This is a genomic window from Rubeoparvulum massiliense (assembly GCF_001049895.1).
GTDB lineage: Bacteria > Bacillota > Bacilli > Rubeoparvulales > Rubeoparvulaceae > Rubeoparvulum > Rubeoparvulum massiliense.
In genome coordinates this window covers 877,370-895,088 of sequence record NZ_CVPE01000006.1, presented here as the reverse complement: position 1 = coordinate 895,088, position 17,719 = coordinate 877,370, and the positions used below count along the sequence as shown (strand labels likewise).

The 17,719-nt window shown below is 43.3% G+C and carries 16 protein-coding genes; all 16 read left to right on the top strand.

Going from position 1 to position 17,719, the window contains the following annotated elements; genetic code table 11:
• Nucleotides 1-75 precede the first annotated feature (75 nt).
• The 16 genes from BN1691_RS12100 to BN1691_RS12025 all read left to right on the top strand — a co-directional run bounded on the left by BN1691_RS12100 (nt 76) and on the right by BN1691_RS12025 (nt 17,564).
• Complete coding sequence (locus BN1691_RS12100) at nt 76-1,143, top strand: BMP family lipoprotein (RefSeq protein WP_048602837.1); 1,068 nt, start codon at nt 76-78, stop codon at nt 1,141-1,143.
• Between the two features lie 113 nt (nt 1,144-1,256).
• Entirely contained in the window at nt 1,257-2,789 is a 1,533-nt protein-coding gene (locus BN1691_RS12095; protein ID WP_048602440.1) for an ABC transporter ATP-binding protein, read from the top strand.
• Nucleotides 2,789-3,916, top strand: coding sequence for an ABC transporter permease (locus tag BN1691_RS12090; RefSeq protein WP_048602439.1), 1,128 nt, complete (start codon nt 2,789-2,791; stop codon nt 3,914-3,916). The genes BN1691_RS12095 and BN1691_RS12090 overlap by 1 nt, the downstream gene beginning before the upstream one ends.
• A 1-nt stretch (nt 3,917) precedes the next feature.
• On the top strand, nt 3,918-4,880 hold the full coding sequence (locus BN1691_RS12085) for an ABC transporter permease (protein ID WP_048602836.1): 963 nt from the start codon (nt 3,918-3,920) through the stop codon (nt 4,878-4,880).
• 128 nt (nt 4,881-5,008) lie between these two features.
• Nucleotides 5,009-5,740 (top strand): elongation factor P 5-aminopentanone reductase, encoded by a 732-nt coding sequence (ymfI, locus tag BN1691_RS12080; protein ID WP_048602438.1) that lies wholly within the window; start codon nt 5,009-5,011, stop codon nt 5,738-5,740.
• Nucleotides 5,741-5,809: 69 nt separating this feature from the next.
• Nucleotides 5,810-6,061, top strand: a complete 252-nt coding sequence (locus tag BN1691_RS12075; protein ID WP_048602437.1) for a DUF3243 domain-containing protein — start codon at nt 5,810-5,812, stop codon at nt 6,059-6,061.
• A gap of 190 nt (nt 6,062-6,251) precedes the next feature.
• Nucleotides 6,252-7,016 carry a DUF3388 domain-containing protein gene (locus BN1691_RS12070; protein ID WP_390621642.1) on the top strand — a complete coding sequence of 255 codons (765 nt, stop codon included), beginning with the start codon at nt 6,252-6,254 and terminating at the stop codon, nt 7,014-7,016.
• A gap of 14 nt (nt 7,017-7,030) precedes the next feature.
• Nucleotides 7,031-7,903, top strand: a complete 873-nt coding sequence (locus BN1691_RS12065; RefSeq protein WP_048602435.1) for a helix-turn-helix domain-containing protein — start codon at nt 7,031-7,033, stop codon at nt 7,901-7,903.
• A 158-nt stretch (nt 7,904-8,061) separates the two neighbouring features.
• Nucleotides 8,062-9,402 (top strand): 30S ribosomal protein S12 methylthiotransferase RimO, encoded by a 1,341-nt coding sequence (gene rimO, locus BN1691_RS12060; RefSeq protein ID WP_048602434.1) that lies wholly within the window; start codon nt 8,062-8,064, stop codon nt 9,400-9,402.
• Between the two features lie 2 nt (nt 9,403-9,404).
• Entirely contained in the window at nt 9,405-9,980 is a 576-nt protein-coding gene (gene pgsA / locus BN1691_RS12055) for a CDP-diacylglycerol--glycerol-3-phosphate 3-phosphatidyltransferase (protein ID WP_048602433.1), read from the top strand.
• Between the two features lie 24 nt (nt 9,981-10,004).
• Complete coding sequence (locus BN1691_RS12050) at nt 10,005-11,246, top strand: competence/damage-inducible protein A (protein WP_048602432.1); 1,242 nt, start codon at nt 10,005-10,007, stop codon at nt 11,244-11,246.
• Between the two features lie 11 nt (nt 11,247-11,257).
• Nucleotides 11,258-13,036: a DEAD/DEAH box helicase gene (locus tag BN1691_RS12045; protein ID WP_076850187.1), complete on the top strand. Its 1,779-nt coding sequence runs from the start codon at nt 11,258-11,260 to the stop codon at nt 13,034-13,036.
• Between the two features lie 140 nt (nt 13,037-13,176).
• Nucleotides 13,177-14,202 (top strand): recombinase RecA, encoded by a 1,026-nt coding sequence (gene recA, locus BN1691_RS12040; RefSeq protein WP_048602834.1) that lies wholly within the window; start codon nt 13,177-13,179, stop codon nt 14,200-14,202.
• Nucleotides 14,203-14,309: 107 nt separating this feature from the next.
• Nucleotides 14,310-14,978, top strand: coding sequence for a RecX family transcriptional regulator (locus BN1691_RS12035; RefSeq protein WP_048602431.1), 669 nt, complete (start codon nt 14,310-14,312; stop codon nt 14,976-14,978).
• 154 nt (nt 14,979-15,132) lie between these two features.
• Nucleotides 15,133-16,674 carry a ribonuclease Y gene (rny, locus tag BN1691_RS12030; protein WP_048602430.1) on the top strand — a complete coding sequence of 514 codons (1,542 nt, stop codon included), beginning with the start codon at nt 15,133-15,135 and terminating at the stop codon, nt 16,672-16,674.
• 107 nt (nt 16,675-16,781) lie between these two features.
• The gene (locus BN1691_RS12025; protein WP_048602429.1) at nt 16,782-17,564 is read left to right on the top strand and encodes a TIGR00282 family metallophosphoesterase; all 783 of its coding nucleotides are present in this window, start codon (nt 16,782-16,784) and stop codon (nt 17,562-17,564) included.
• Nucleotides 17,565-17,719 lie beyond the last annotated feature (155 nt).

Below are 17,719 nucleotides of genomic sequence, written 5' to 3'. Positions count from 1 at the left end.
GCTATTTTTAAACTACATATTGAACAGGTCATTTCACTCTAAAAAGTAAAAAATGGGGGTTGACAAAAAATGAAGTTGAACAAGTGGCTTACACTGTTCCTCGTCCTAACCTTAGCGATGACTATGGTGTTATCTGCATGTGGTACGAAGGATGAAGGAACAAAAGAACCAAAAGAAGAAACACCAGCAGAACAACCTGCTGAGCAACCAGCAGAAGAGACAGCATTGAATGTTGCCATGGTTACTGACCTTGGTGGTGTCAATGATAACTCCTTTAACCAAAGTGCTTGGGAAGGTCTACAACAATTGAATGCCGATACTGGCATCAATGTTGACTACATCGAATCACAATCTGATGCTGACTATGTACCAAACTTAAGCCGTTTCGTTAAAGAGGGTAAGGATTTAACTTGGGGTATCGGTTTCTTGATGGAAGACTCCATCCGTGACGTTGCTAACCAAAATCAAGACTCTAAGCTAGCGATCATCGACTCTGACTTGAGCGGCGATATTCCTGCCAACGTAACACCAGTTCTCTTTAAGGAACAAGAAGGTTCCTTCCTTGTTGGTGTTGTTGCTGCTAAGATGACAGAAACAGGTAAGATCGGTTTCATCGGCGGTATGGAAATTCCTGTTATCAAACGTTTCGAAGCAGGCTTTGTTCAAGGCGTTAAAGCTGTGAACCCTGATCTTCAACCAATCGTTATCTATACAGGTGCATTCAATGCGCCTGATAAAGGTAAACAAGCTGCTGCAACCATGTTTGACCAAGGTGCTGACATTGTCTTCCACGCAGCTGGTGCAACTGGTGATGGTCTATTCGGTGAAGTTAAAGAACGTCGTGATAAAGGCGAAAAAGTATGGGCTATCGGTGTAGACCGTGACCAATCCATCACTTTTGGTGATGAAGTTACTTTAACATCCATGGTAAAACGCGTTGATGAAGCTGTTTACCAAGTATCTAAGGATCTAAGCGAAGGCAAATGGAATGGTGGCGAAGTTGTACACCTAGGCTTAGCCGAAAATGGTGTAGGTCTTCCTGCTGAAAACCCAAATATTTCAGAAGATGTTCTAGCAGAAGTTGAAAGCTATAAAGAAAAGATTGTTAACGGTGAAATTACTGTTGCAGAAACGCTTGAATAATCGCTAAGAAGAACCTGATGAGCAAGTGCAGACAAGGCTAGCAGGGCGCTAGCCTTGTCTTGCAATGTAATAAATTTGGTTCATCGTAAGCGATTTCCAATGGAGGTAACGGTATGAATGTAGTTGAAATGAGAGGGATAACGAAAAAGTTTGGCGATTTTACCGCCAATGACTCCATTGATCTGATCGTGAAGCAAGGGGAGATCCACGCTTTGCTTGGCGAAAACGGTGCTGGAAAATCCACGTTGATGAATATCCTCTTTGGCTTGTACCAACCAACATCTGGTGAAATTTATATCAAAGGTCAAAAGGTCGCAATCCGCAATCCCAATGATGCTAATCAGCTGGGGATCGGGATGGTTCACCAACATTTCAAGCTTGTGGAACCGTTTACAGTGACGGAGAACATTATTCTCGGATCGGAACCAAAGAAATGGTTTGGCTTAAAGATTGACTATGAACGAGCTGAACGTGAAGTCCGTGAGCTCTCGGAACGGTATGGCTTACAAGTTGATCCTACTGCCAAGGTTCGAGATATCTCTGTAGGTATGCAACAACGGGTAGAGATTTTGAAAACGCTCTATCGTGGCGCTGATATCATTATTTTTGATGAACCCACTGCTGTATTAACACCACAGGAAATCCAGGAATTAATGCAGATCATGCGTAACCTTATTAATGAAGGCAAATCCATCATTTTGATTACCCATAAGCTGAAGGAGATTATGGAAATCTCCGATACAGTCACCATCATTCGCCGCGGTAAGATGATTGATCGGATTGAAACCTCGCAGACTGATGAAGCTGATTTGGCTGCTAAGATGGTTGGCCGTCAGGTAAGCTTTACAGTGGATAAGCAACCTGCTCAAGTAAAAGAACCAATTCTGGTAGTGGATCAGGTATATGCAGATGATAATCGTGGCATTCCTGCCTTAGAAGGGATTTCCTTCGAATTGCATGCTGGTGAAATCTTAGGGATTGCTGGTGTAGATGGAAATGGTCAGAGTGAACTCATCGATGTTTTAACGGGCTTACGTAAGGCAAAGTCAGGACAGGTTTTATTAAAAGGAAAAAGTATACTTAATGAAAAACCAAGGAAGATTTCTGAGGATGGTATGGGTCATATTCCAGAGGATCGTCAAAAACGTGGCCTTGTTCTAAACTTTACCGTGGCTGAGAATATGGTCTTGAAATCTTATTATCGTCCTACATATAATCATCGTGGCTTCATTGATTACGGTAAAGTGAAGGAAGATGCCAAGGTCCTGATGGAAGAGTTTGACGTACGTCCTCGCCGTGAAAACTATTTTGCCAGGTCCCTCTCTGGGGGAAATCAGCAAAAGGTGATTATTGCGAGGGAAGTTAATTTGAATCCTGATCTACTCATCGCAGCGCAACCTACTCGGGGATTGGACGTAGGAGCCATCGAGTATATTCATCAACGACTCGTTGAACAACGTGATCATGGAAAAGCTGTATTGTTACTCTCTCTTGAATTGGACGAGATCTTCAACTTATCAGACCGTATCGCCGTAATATTTGAAGGAAAGATCGTAGGGATCGTTGACCCGAAAGAGACGACGCAAGAAGAACTAGGACTGATGATGGCTGGTGGAACAGTGGAACGGAAGGGGGATGCTTCATAATGAATCGGGTTACTTCATTTCTCTATCGGAAGTTTGTCTCTGATAATGTTCTCATCCCTATCTTCGCCATCATTATGGGTCTTGTCTTTGGTGCAATCATTATGCTTTTGGCAGGTTATAATCCCATCCGTGCCTATAGTGCATTGTTAGATGGGGTGTTTGGTAATATCTATAATGTGGGTGAATCATTGCGTGCCATCACACCTTTGATCTTTACAGGTCTTGCCGTGGCATTTGCCTTCCGAACAGGCCTTTTTAATATCGGTGTGGAAGGTCAATTTGTGGTAGGTGCACTGGGCGCTGTCTGGATTGGGATCACCTTAGATGGATTGCCCATGTATATCCATGCACCTTTAGCAGTATTAATGGGTGGAATCTTCGGTGCAATCTGGGGCATCATCCCCGGTTTGTTAAAGGCATGGCGTGGTGTTCATGAGGTTATTACTACCATTATGATGAATTGGATTGCCCTTTATTTTACGAACTACTGGATCCGTTATTATTTAAAAGGACCATCTGAGCGATCCGAGCGTGTTCAAGATTCTGCACTCCTCTATAATGATTGGTTACGCGATACTTTTGAAGGAGCTCGCTTACATACGGGTATTTTTGTTGCTCTTCTCATGGCATTTGTCTTCTATCTAATTCTCTGGAAGACCAGAACAGGGTATGAATTACGGGCAGTAGGATTCAACCCTGATGCAGCAGAATATGCTGGGATGAATGTGAAAGCCAATATCGTCAAAGCGATGGTCATTTCTGGATTCATCGCTGGACTAGGTGGTGCCAGTGAAGCCCTTGGTGTTTATGGATATTGGGCATTGAATGCCGGTCTACCTGGCTTTGGATTTGATGGAATCGCTGTGGCGTTGATTGGAACCAATGGACCGATTGGTGTGGTTTTAGCAGCGATGCTCTTTGGTGCCTTAAAATATGGTGCCAATACCATGGATGCGGTGGCTAAAATTCCACCGGAAATGATCAAAATCATTATTGCTTCCGTCATCTTCTTCGTTGCTGCATCACCAATGGTGAAGGCAGTGATCAAGGCCTTGAGTATGCCATTTAAGAAGCTAAAAGGTAAGAAGCAGGGTGACCTTGGTGAAGGTGGTGTTACAGGTGAGTGATATTCAGTGGTTATCCGATCTATCCAGCTTAATACAGAGTACCATTGTTTTTTCCACAGCCCTCATCTTTGCAGCCCTTGGCGGTGTTTTCTCTGAAAGGTCAGGTGTGGTTAACATTGGTTTGGAAGGGTTAATGGTCATTGGTGCATTTTCGAGCGCTGTTGTCACCTATTTCGTTGCTGATGCCACGGGGGGTGCAGCATACTCACCATGGATTGGCTTATTGGCCGCTGTATTGCTGGGAATACTTTTCTCACTATTGCATGCCGTTGCTTCCGTTACCTTTAATGCTGATCAGGTGGTAAGTGGTGTGGCTATCAATTTCTTAGCCCTTGGTTTCTCCATCTTCATGGTTATGCAGTTTTTTGGTGGGTCCAAGCAAACAAAAACGTTAAGTACTGTTTTTAGTAAGGTAGAGATTCCACTTCTATCTGATATTCCTTATATTGGGAAGGCATTCTTCATCCTCTACCCAACCAGTATCATCGCATTTGTTATTGTTTTTCTTGCCTGGTATTTACTCTATAAAACACCATTTGGCTTACGTTTACGTTCTGTAGGTGAGCATCCTGCCGCTGCTGATACATTAGGGATCAATGTGTCTCGGATGCGTTATATTGCTGTGATGTTCAGCGGTGCGCTCGCTGCTTTAGGTGGGGCTACCATCACCTTAACTACTTCAGGAAACTTTGCTCATAATACGGTATCTGGTCAAGGGTTTATTGCATTGGCAGCGATGATCTTTGGAAAGTGGCATCCTGTAGGTGCCATGTGGGCAGCGCTCTTCTTCGGAATTGCACAAGGTCTCAACTCCATTCTACAGATTTATGGCTGGACGCAATATATTCCTACAGACTTCGTCTACATGTTCCCATATATCTTAACCATTCTGGTATTGGCTGGCTTTGTTGGAAAAGCAGAAGCACCAGCAGCAGATGGTCAACCCTATATTAAGGGACAATGATGCTTTACAAGCAAAATGAATCTGAAAAAAGTCATTGGCAGCAGCCATTGACTTTTTTCAGATCATTAAGCAGTTTTACTTTATGGAACTGCTGATTTAGAGTGTAAAAACAGAAGGAGGAAGGGTTGATGGAAGAATGGGTCTTAGTCACAGGAGCAAGTGGAGGAATTGGAGCTGCTACAGCATTACGGTTAGCTCAGAATGGTTATCATCTTCATCTTCAATATCATCAGAATAAAGAGGCTGTAGAACGGATTGCAGCACGTTGTAGAGATATGGGTGTTCAAGTGCTCCTTCATCAAGCAGATCTGACAGTGAAGGCCAGTGTGCTAAATTTAGCAGAAGCAGTGAAGCTCCCTCATCCAGTAGGACTGGTCTATGCTGCTGGGAAGGATCAGTATGGAATGCTACAGGATCTCTCCATGGAAGAATGGGATGAGCTATTAATGCTCCATTTAACAGCACCATTCATGTTGATTCAATCTCTTCTCCCTTGGATGATTCAGCAGCAATTTGGGCGTATCATCTATCTATCCTCCATTTGGGGAACGGAAGGTGCTGCATATGAGGCTGCATATTCTGCGGTAAAATCCGGAATGAATGGGTTAGTTAGAGCCCTTGGGAAAGAGGTGACATCCAGTGGAGTTACAGTGAATGCTGTAGCACCAGGTGCCATTGAGACGAAGATGATGCAACGCTTCAGTCATGAAGAACTGACGACGATTTCCGAGGAGATACCAGCTCGACGCCTTGGCAAAGCAAATGAGGTTGCCTCCCTCATCTGCTATCTAATGCAAAAAGAATCTGCCTATATCACAGGACAAGTGCTTCATATCAATGGCGGGTGGCTTACACCATAATTATGAATAGAAATCCTTCAACTGAGAGATAGTAAAAGTGATCTTAGCTCAGTAAGGAGGAAAAGATGAATGTCAGTGTTAGAATCGTTTGATCGCTGGAAGCAATTTTTGTCAGAACGTGTCGAACAAGCAGAAAAGTCAGGCATGGATAGCGATATTATGAGCAATGCAGCTTATCATATTGGCGATTATTTGGCTGAGCAAGTTGATCCTAAGAATGGCGAGGAGCGTCTGCTTAAGGAACTATGGGACGCTGGCGATGAGGATGAACAACGGGTTTTAGCCAATTTGATGGTAAAGTACGTTAGCCACGATCGTTAACTATGCCCAATAGGTCCTTCCAATCACGGGAGGACTTCTTTTCTATTTGCAAAATGAATGTTAACATTTGATGAAAAATGTTGTAGAATTTTGGTACTAGAAAGGATTTTGGGAATCGCATCACGAATAATAATCCTTAGTCATTGTGTACATTTTCGGTCGGTAATTGCCATGTAAGGAGCGAATGGGGATGGAATGGTATTTGGAATATTCCATAACAAAGAATCGGCCGGGCTTATTGGGAGATATTACAACGTTACTAGGAATGCTCTCCATTAACATTCGTACCATCAATGGCGTTAGTGATGAGAAACGCGCCTTCCTTTTAGAATGTAATGATGAAGACCAGATGAACCGTCTTGCAGAAGTGTTACATCATATGCCCACCATTACTGTCACCGCTTTACATCCAGTTTCACTGTTCGATCGTTTAGCGATCCGCCACGGAACTTTTGTGGAAAAAGATGGAATAGATGCAAAGGTGATTCGCTTTACCCGAGATGAAATCGGACTCCTCATTGATTTTATGGCAGAGCTTTTACAAAGCGAGGAGAATTTACTCATTGGAATACGGGGAATGCCTCGTGTCGGGAAAACAGAATCGATGATCGCTGCCAGCGTTGCAGCGAATAAGCGCTGGATTCTAATCTCTTCTACCCTCATTCGACAAACCATCCGGGTTGATTTATTAGAAGAAGAGCTTAGGCCGAATCATGTCTACATGATTGATGGTGTTGTTTCCACCATGCGTGCAGGTGAAGAACACCACCAATTGATGCGGCAGGTGATGAATTTGCCAGCACCCATCGTAGTTGAGCATCCGGATATCTTTGTCCAACGTACAGAGTATTCCCTGAAGGATTTTTCGTACGTTATCGAGTTGCGTAACCATCCTGATGAAACCATTGATTATCACCATGTTAAAGAAGGCATTTCTTCATATGAGCTCAGTTAAGGAGGGAGTGAATTTTGTCTGAATTAGGCCATATCTTACAACAAGCACGTTTTGAACAAGGGCTTACCTTGGATGATATCCAAGAGAAGACCAAAATTCAAAAACGCTATCTTCAAGCCATTGAAGAAGGAAGATACGAAGTATTACCTGGTAAATTTTACATACGGGCTTTTGTGAAAAGCTACGCTGAGGTATTGGGTTTGCCGATCACTCCATTATTTCAAGAGTATGCTCAAGAATTAGATATCCATGATGAGCCGCAGGATTTTGAGTATGTTACGCCACCAAAAAAGTCTTGGTTATCCTCCATTGATGGCAAATGGATCCCTAGATTTCTAGTGATTCTCTTCTTTGTGATCGTCGGCAGCGTGATTTACTATTATGCCGATGACCTCGGGCAATTGAATAAAAATCAAAAGGAATCAACGGTAACATCGGAACAAACGAATCCGAGCTCCATGTCCTATCAAAACTATACAAAAGATGATCCAAAAGAAACAAGTGCCCCAAAAAACGAAGAGGTCGTAAAGGAAGAGCCCCTACCTGTAACGGTTCAATTGGCTAAGCAAGAGGATAAGAATTATTATTATGAGGTTCATGGAGCGGATCAGATCCAAGTGGTATTGAAACCAACACTCCGAGATGTATGGATGGCAATCAAGGAAGGAAAGAATGGAAAATCTGTTGAGGATAGCTTCACCGCAAAGCAAAATCAGAGCTACACATTTGACTTTCCTCAAGGAAGCCCCGCATATTTCCATCTGGGTAATGCCAAAGAGATTGAGTTAACCGTAAATGGTGTGACCATTGATACATCAGCCATGCCTATTAATCTCACGTACTGGCATTTTCAGCTTGTACCTGATGAAGAGAACTCCAAACAATAGATAAGAAGGCCATGTCATCATCGCAGGACATGGCTTTTTTTATTATAAACATCAAGAAGATAGGGTAGTTTACGGTGCAAATGATTTGCTATAATACGCTTGGTATACTATACTTTAGGACGTGAAACAATTAAGCTTTAGGTAAATGGAGGACAAACATGACCAATTCGTTACAACAAGTAAAAGTTGCCATCGTAACGTTGGGATGTGAAAAAAACCTGGTTGATTCCAATATCATGGCCAATTTGATCGAGAAGAATCATTGGACCTTGGTGGATACACCTGCAGATGCAGATGTAGCAATTGTGAATACATGTGCTTTTATCGATGCTGCAAAGGAAGAATCGGTGAATACCATCCTAGAGATCGCCGATTACAAGTCTTCTAGTTCCTTAAAAGCTCTCATCGTTGCAGGTTGTCTAACCCAACGATATCGGGAAGAGCTCATGAAGGAGATGCCGGAAATCGATGGCATTGTAGGGACAGGCGATTTTACTTCCATTGTTAGTATTGTGAAGGAAGCTCTTGCTGGAACTAAGCCTATCTATGTAGGGAACCCGGTTTTTGCATACGAACAAGTGAGTCAACGTGCGGTGAAAGAGGGCACTTATACTGCCTACCTAAAAATTGCAGAAGGATGTAATAATCAATGTACCTTCTGTATCATTCCTCAGTTACGTGGGAAATTTCGAAGTCGTTCCATCCCTTCCATTGTGGAAGAAGCAGAGCAGCTAGCTGCTCAAGGTGTAAAAGAAGTTTGCTTGATTGCTCAAGACTTAACCTACTATGGGAAAGATCTTTATGGCGAGTTCTGTTTACACAAAGTGATTCAAGAGGTCTCTCACGTAGAGGGGATTGAGTGGATTCGTCTACACTATGCTTATCCTGGATATTTTCAAGATGAACTGATAGAAGAGATTGCCAATAATCCTAAGGTAGTCCCTTATATTGACATGCCTCTGCAGCATTCAGAGGATCACCTCTTGAAAGCCATGTTACGTCCTGGACGACAACGTAATATCCGCAAATTAGTAGAGCGAATTCGTCAATCCATACCCAATGTGGCCATTCGTACCTCAATTATTGTGGGATTTCCAGGTGAGACAGAGGAAGACTTTGCGAGACTACTCCAATTTGTGAAAGAGCTCAAATTTGATCGCCTTGGTGTCTTTACTTACTCACAGGAGGAAGGAACTGCTGCTGCATTGATGGATGGACAGGTTCCTGAGGATGTGAAGGAACGTCGTGCAAACATTTTAATGGAAGTACAGCGAGAGATTATGGGTGAGAGGAACAGTCACCTTGTGGGGAGAACTCTTCCTGTACTATTAGAGCGTTATGATGGACGGAATCATGTCTATATTGGTCGTTCTCCATATGATGCACCAGAAATTGATGGTGAAGTATATGTGAGTGGCTATTCAGGCCCTCTAGGAAGTATCGTACCTGTTCGCATTACTCACAGTTTTGATTATGACTTAGCTGGGGAGGCTATGTGAGCGTGAATACAGCTAATCGAATTACAATTACTCGCATCATGTTAATTCCGCTTGTTGTGCTCTTTATCCTCGTTGACTTTGCATGGGGCAAGATTGAAGTCACCCAAGAAATAATACTTTCTGTTACCCAGATTATTGGAACCTTACTTTTCATTCTGGCTTCTAGTACGGATGGACTGGATGGCTACTATGCTCGGAAGCATAACCAAGTGACCAATTTGGGCAAATTTCTTGATCCCCTTGCAGATAAGCTGTTGATCTCTGCGGCATTGATTGCATTAGTTGAGACAGGCGATGTTCCTTCTTGGATGGTGATTGTGATTTTGGCAAGGGAATTTGCGATTACAGGTCTACGCGGTATGGCAGCGATTACTGGTAAAGTAATTGCAGCTAGTAAATGGGGAAAAGTGAAGACCGTTACCCAGATCGTTGCTGTATCCGCCCTAATTCTTGATAATTTTCCTTTCTCCTTAATCGGTATTCCCTTCGATCAGCTCATGCTCTGGATCGCTTTAGTCATGACAATTATTTCTGGCGTGGATTATCTTGTGAAAAATAAAGATGTCATTCGAGAATAAGAAATTAACTGAAGGTGGGCCCATATGAAAGGTGAGATTATTGCTGTTGGTTCAGAACTTTTGTTGGGGCAAATTGCCAATACCAATGCCCAGTTTATTTCACAACAGTGTGCACTTCACGGTATTCCAATCTATTATCATACCGTTGTAGGGGATAATGCTCAGCGGTTACGTCAAGTTATCCTCACAGCACAGAAGCGCTCCGATGTAATTATTTTTACTGGAGGCTTAGGTCCTACCCAAGATGATCTCACCAAAGAGATAGTTGCGGAGGTATTGGGTCTCCCCTTGCAATATGATAAAGAGACCGAAGAGAGAATTACTTCTTATTTTCAAAAGACAGGTCGTCCAATGACGCCCAATAATCGTAAGCAGGCATTGACAGCTAAAGATACTACGGTATTTCTCAATAACCATGGCTTAGCTTGTGGGATGGGTCTGGAAATCAATGGGATTCGTTATGCTTTATTACCGGGACCTCCCCGTGAGATGAAGCCCATGTTTATGAATTCAGCGCTACCGTTTCTTCTTCAGCAGGAAGAGAATGGCGTCGTTCATTCCCACGTGCTTCGCTTCTTTGGGATCGGAGAATCCCAATTGGAAACAGAATTACAGGATCTTATCAGTATTCAAACTAATCCAACCTTAGCACCGTTAGCGAATGATGGTGAAGTGAAGATCCGTCTTACCGCATCTGCCGCTAGCATTGATGAGGCTGAACGTCTTATGGCTCAAGTGGAGCAGGAGATCATCCGACGTGTAGGGGTATTTCTCTATAGTGCACAGGATGAAGATCTAGCTGAGGTAGTTATTCATCAATTGGCGAAAAAGGGGCGTACCCTTGCTGTTGCCGAAAGCTGTACAGGTGGATTACTGGCAGAAATGCTCACCAATATACCGGGTAGCTCAGAGGTTTTCCAAGGGGGCTTCGTTTGTTACACTAATCAGGTAAAAGAACGCATCTGTGGTGTTCCTGCGGAGATTCTGCAAGTCCATGGCGCGGTGAGTGCTGAAACTGCTGCGACCCTCGCAGAAAATACCTGTAAGCTCCTTCAGGTTGATTATGCCTTAGCGATCACAGGCGTAGCAGGACCTGCCCCATCGGAAAATAAGGATCCAGGTCTCGTTTATGTAGGTTTAGCTCAAAGAGGAAAAATGACCACTGTGAATACACTGCATCTTGCTGGCGTTCGTGAAGAGATTCGGATACGAGCTGCAAAGCATGCACTTTCCATGGTACTTCAAGCAAGTAAGACAGAAAGGTGAAGGATATATTTATGAGTAGTTTTCGAGAATTTCATTTACACAAGGATATACAGCAAGCCATTTATGATATGGGATTTGAAGAGCCATCTCCCATTCAGCAAGTCTCTATCCCTCATATCCTAGAAGGTAAGGATATTATCGGACAAGCACAAACAGGTACTGGTAAAACCGCTGCTTTTGGGATCCCTTTGATTGAGCGGACAACACCTGCTCCGCGCATTCAAGCTCTGGTTTTAACACCAACAAGAGAATTGGCCATTCAAGTAAGCGGTGAATTACGACGCATTGCGAAGTATAAACAGATTCGTACATTGCCCATTTACGGCGGACAATCCATTGAGCATCAGATTCGTGCCCTTCGTCAAGGTGTACAGGTTGTAATTGGAACACCAGGACGAATACTTGATCATCTTCATCGTAAAACATTACGCCTTGATAATGTTCGGATGCTCGTACTGGATGAAGCCGATGAAATGTTGGATATGGGCTTCATCGAAGATATTGAGAAGATCATATCTTACACCCCTGTACATCGCCAGACCATGCTCTTCTCGGCAACCATGCCACCTGAGATCAAACGATTAGCACAGCGTTATCTTCAAGAACCAGAATCTGTAAGTGTAAGCCGTGGTGAAGTTACAACGCCATTGGTTGAGCAGGTCTATTATCGTGTGCTAGAGAAAGATAAGTTTGATGCACTATGTCGTGTTCTCGACGACGAAGGTGTTCAGCTTGGAATTCTCTTCTGCCGTACAAAGAAAAACGTTGACGAAGTAACAGAGAACTTACAAGCACGTGGTTACCTAGCCGATGGTTTACATGGCGATCTCTCCCAAGTACAGCGCGATCGTGTGATGAAGAAATTCCGTGAAGGTAAGATTGAAATTTTGGTTGCCACCGATGTGGCTGCTCGTGGAATTGACGTTGATAATGTATCCCATGTAATCAACTATGATATTCCACAAGATCCAGAAAGCTATGTTCATCGGATTGGTCGAACTGGTCGTGCAGGTAAAAAAGGCATTGCCTTGACGTTTGTTACACCCCGTGAAATGCGACATCTGCATATGATTCAAAAAGAGACACAGGTGGAGCTCAATGCCCGGGCATTACCATCTAAGGAACAGGTAACAGAGAAATTACAAGAAGAGTGGAAGCGACGGATTCTCGATGCTCTGAGTGAGCGGAGCAATTTAGAACCCTTCGAAGAGATCGTGGAGGATCTATCCCATCAGCATTCTCCACTAGAAGTAGCTGCTGTGGCAATAAAATTAGCATTTACCCAACCAGATAGTATCGATGAAGGCTATAAGTTTGGTGACACCGGAGCTTCTAAAGGAATGGTGCGTTTCTTCCTGAATGTTGGTAAGAATGTAAAATTAGAGAGACAGCAACTGGTGACACAGTTAAATGAACGGATTGGCATTTCCGCTAAAGAGGTAGGGCGCATTGATATTTTTGAGAAATTCTCTTTCATTGAGGTTGCAGAAGAGGTAGCACCTTTTGTCTATGAATCCTTACGATCCGGTCGTCTACAAGGAATTCGCATCAATATCGAACCTGCGAAACCAAGACTACCCAAATCAAACGATGGTCAAAAATTACACAATCACAAAGGTGACCAAGCACATACTACTCACAAAGATGATCGGAAGCCGCAGGAACGCAAAACACAAGAGCGGAAGCCACATCAAGAGCGCCGCAACTACTCATCCCGCAGCAAAGGATCTCAGCCCACCCTTGAAACAAACAGAGATCAAGGAATTAAAGGCCAAAAAATCTCTAGTTAAAAATTACGAATAAACGTTCGCGTTTTTACTTGTTTTCATGTAAAAAAACATGTATGATGATCGTAGATGTTCTCATGGAAGTAATGGGATGAGTGAGAGGAGAGTGTATTGTGTCTGCAGATCGTAAAGCAGCTCTAGAGATGGCTCTACGCCAAATTGAGAAGCAGTTTGGTAAGGGAGCAGTGATGCGGATGGGAGATGGAGGACGTCCCTCTGTCTCTACAATTCCTAGTGGTTCATTAGCGTTGGACATTGCCCTAGGTGTAGGTGGATATCCTCGTGGGCGCGTGATTGAAGTCTATGGTCCAGAATCATCTGGTAAGACAACGGTAGCATTGCACGCCATTGCCGAGGTGCAACGCCGTGGTGGTCAAGCCGCTTTCATCGATGCGGAACATGCCTTAGATCCAGACTATGCGGAGAAGCTCGGTGTGGATGTGGATGAGTTAATTCTTTCGCAACCCGATACAGGCGAACAAGCGCTGGAGATTGCTGAGGCTCTCGTTCGTAGTGGTGCTATTGAGATCATTGTTATCGACTCTGTAGCAGCACTTGTGCCAAAAGCAGAGATCGAAGGGGAAATGGGTGATTCCCATGTTGGCTTACAGGCACGCTTAATGTCCCAAGCTTTACGGAAATTATCTGGTGCCATCAATAAGTCAAAGACCATCGCTATCTTCATCAATCAGATTCGGGAAAAAGTGGGTGTTATGTTTGGTAATCCGGAAACTACACCTGGTGGTCGTGCCCTGAAGTTCTATTCCTCTGTTCGTCTTGAAGTACGACGCATGGAATCCTTGAAGCAAGGTGAGGAATTAGTAGGGAACCGTACCAAGATTAAAGTGGTGAAGAACAAGGTAGCACCACCTTTCAAGCAATGTGAGGTAGACATCATGTTCGGTGAAGGTATCTCCCGAGAAGGTAGTATTCTGGACATGGGTGCAGATATCGATGTGGTTCAAAAGAGTGGCGCTTGGTATTCTTATAATAACGAACGTTTAGGTCAAGGCCGAGAGAATGTGAAACAATATCTGAAAGAACATCCGGAAATCATGGAACAAATCGAGATGCAGATCCGTCAGCATTATGGCTTACCCGTTGAGACAGCCGCAGCAAAGGATGGCAAGAAGGAAGATCCCAAGGCTCAATTAATTGATGAAGAGTAATTAATGTAAACGAACTCTACTTAAAAATATAGTAATGTCAGCCTATAGCGTATTTTTCTTTAAAATATGCTATAGGCTAATTTTTATCTGAATCTGGGGGTGAATCAATGCCTTATCTCATAACCAGAGTTTCAACTTCCTCTACAGAGAAAGCGCATTATGATCTGGACTTAGATGGGGAATACTGGCTTACTGTGCATGAAGATATTTTAGTCAGAATGCAGATACATAAAGGTATGGTATTAAACGAGGATGTGAAGAGGGAATTATTACTTGCTGTTGAAGGTAATCGAGCGGAACGCATGGCCATCTATTATTTAGGATTCCAAGCTAGGACAGCTGCTCAGGTACGTAAGTATTTACGAGAGAAGGAATTCTCGCAAGGAACCATAGAAAACACGATAGAACAATTGGAACAACATGGCTATATCCAGGATGAGGAGTATGCGAAGCAGTTTGTGAATGAGCGTCTTCGTGTACGGCCACGCGGTCGTTATCTTTTGGCTGAAGAATTGAAGCAACGAGGCATTTCCGGGGAAATCATTTCTCAAGTTCTTGCTCAGATTCTAGAGGAAGAGGAATTAGAAGCGTGTAAGAAGTTGGCGATGAAGAGATTAGGGAAGCAGGATCCCCATTCTGAAGGGTGGAAAGGGGCAAAAATAAAGACTATTCGCCATTTACAAGGAAAGGGCTTCCCTTATTCAATCATTCAACGTGCTCTCACAGATTTAGAAAAGGAAATGGCAGGATCGTCGAATGAGGAATGGCTTTCTTGACAAGAATGGGATCATATAGATACAATAAAATAGTATATTTGTTTAAAAGACAATTATACATTTTCTAATACTTGTAAATGTAATACTTTTCGTTTGTTCGCGGGGATGTTTCCCCCATGTTGACAATTGAATGTAGCAAGGAGGTGAGAGAGGAATGAATACAATTATCATTGTTTCCTCCGTCATAGCCTCCGGTCTTGTTGGTGTAGGTATCGGATATTTAATTCGGAAAAAAATCGGCGAAGCAAAAATTTCAAGTGCTGAAGAAGCAGCGGCAAAAATTCTGGAAAACTCTCGCTTGGAAGCGGAAGCAACCAAGAAGGAATTGATTCTTGAAGCGAAAGATGAGGTTCATCAACTGAGAGCAGAGGCAGAGAGAGATATCCGGGAACAACGGAGTGAAGTACAGCGGCTGGAACGAAGGTTGGTTAATAAGGAAGAAACCCTTGATCAAAAGTTGGATCGCCTCGAAGAGAAGGAGAGTCAGCTTACGAATCAAGAGCACTTACTTCAAGAAAAAGAGTCACAAATTCAAGAACTTATCGACCAACAGCGTTTGGAGCTAGAACGAATTTCTGGCTTAACAGAGGAAGATGCACGACAGATTATTCTAACCAATGTGGAACAAGAAGCAAAACATGAGATGGCCATTATGTTAAAGGATATTGAACAGAAGGCTAAAGAAGAGGCTGATAAAAGAGCAAAAGAGATTATTACTGATGCGATTCAGCGTTGTGCTGCTGACCACGTAGCTGAAACAACCGTTTCAGTTGTCACATTGCCCAATGATGAGATGAAAGGACGAATTATTGGCCGTGAAGGACGGAATATTCGTGCATTGGAAACACTTACGGGGATCGATCTAATTATCGATGATACGCCTGAGGCTGTCATTCTTTCAGGCTTTGATCCCATTCGTCGGGAAATTGCGAAGACAGCACTTGAAAAATTGGTTGCAGATGGTCGGATACACCCTGCACGGATCGAAGAGATGGTGGAAAAAGCAAGAAAAGAGGTTGACGAAAGGATACGCGAGTACGGTGAACAGGCCACATTTGAAACTGGCGTACATGGATTGCATCCTGATTTAATCAAAATCATGGGGCGTCTACGTTTCCGTACAAGTTATGGTCAAAATGTTCTCAAGCATTCCATGGAGGTTGCGTATTTAACGGGCATGATGGCAGCAGAGTTAGGCGAAGATATTGCACTCGCTAAACGGGCAGGGCTTCTCCATGATATTGGCAAAGCTTTAGATCATGAAGTGGAAGGCTCTCATGTGGAAATTGGGGAAGAACTGGCCAAGAAATATCGTGAACATCCAGTCGTCATCAATAGTATTGCTTCCCATCATGGGGATGTACCGGCAACATCTGTAATTGCTGTACTTGTTGCAGCAGCTGATGCCTTATCCGCAGCACGTCCGGGAGCAAGAAGAGAGACGTTAGAAACATACATGAAACGTTTGGAACGGCTAGAAGAGATTTCAGAATCCTTTACAGGTGTTGAAAAATCATATGCCATCCAAGCTGGTCGGGAATTGCGTATTATGGTTCAACCAGATGAGATTACTGATGATAACGCATATTTACTTGCAAGAGATATTGCCAAACGCATTGAGGATGAATTGGATTATCCAGGTCATATCAAGGTAACGGTAATTCGTGAAACAAGAGCAATTGAATATGCGAAATAGAACAAGGGCGGCCATGAGTCGCCTTTGTTTTTTAAGGAGAATGGTTTATGATAGATCAAGCATGGTAACGATTTGTAGTGTAGAGAATAGAGTTAGGAGTGGAAGGCTTGAATATTTTGATGATTGGTGATGTATGTGGACAGCCTGGGCGCCGTATTTTGGAAGCAGAATTATCTCAACTACGAAAGACCTATTCCCCACTCTTAACCATCGTCAACGGTGAAAATGCAGCTGGGGGTAGAGGAATTAATAAGAAGATTGCCCAGCAGATGATGGAATGGGGCACACAAGTAATCACCTTAGGGAATCATGCTTTTGATAATCGAGAACTCTTTGATTTTATTGATGAATCGAAGACCATCGTACGCCCACTAAACTATCCACCAGACACACCAGGCCATGGATATACCATTGTGAATATGAATGGAACTCATATTGCAGTGGTTAATCTCTTAGGCCGTTCATTTATGCAACCGATGGATGATCCCTTTCGCGCCATGGATCACCTATTGGAGGAAATCAAGGGGAAAGCAGATTATATTATCGTCGACTTTCATGCCGAAACCACCTCGGAAAAAGAGGCCATGGGTTGGTATCTCGATGGGCGCGTTCATATGGTGATCGGCACTCATACTCATGTACAGACAGCAGACGAACGAATTCTACCCAAAGGAACCGCTTACCTTACTGATGTTGGCATGACAGGACCACGGGACAGTGTGCTAGGAATGGAGACAGAACAAGTGTTGAAGCGCTTTATTACTCAACTTCCTATCCGTTTTGAAGTGGCTTCTGGACCAGCACAGCTCAATGCTGTGAGTGTAACCTTTGACCCCAAGACCAAGCGGGCCCTTCGAATGGAACGCATTCAGGTTATTGAAGAAATATAGTAGATTTCTTCTAAAAACGCAAGGCATTATTCCAATAAATAGGAATAATGCCTTGTATGTTTTCCCTTGTCTAGATGGTGTAATCCATGTACAATAAAAGCAACCCTGTCATATCAAGAATTATTTGAAAATTGAAAATAATAGGCAGGAATGTT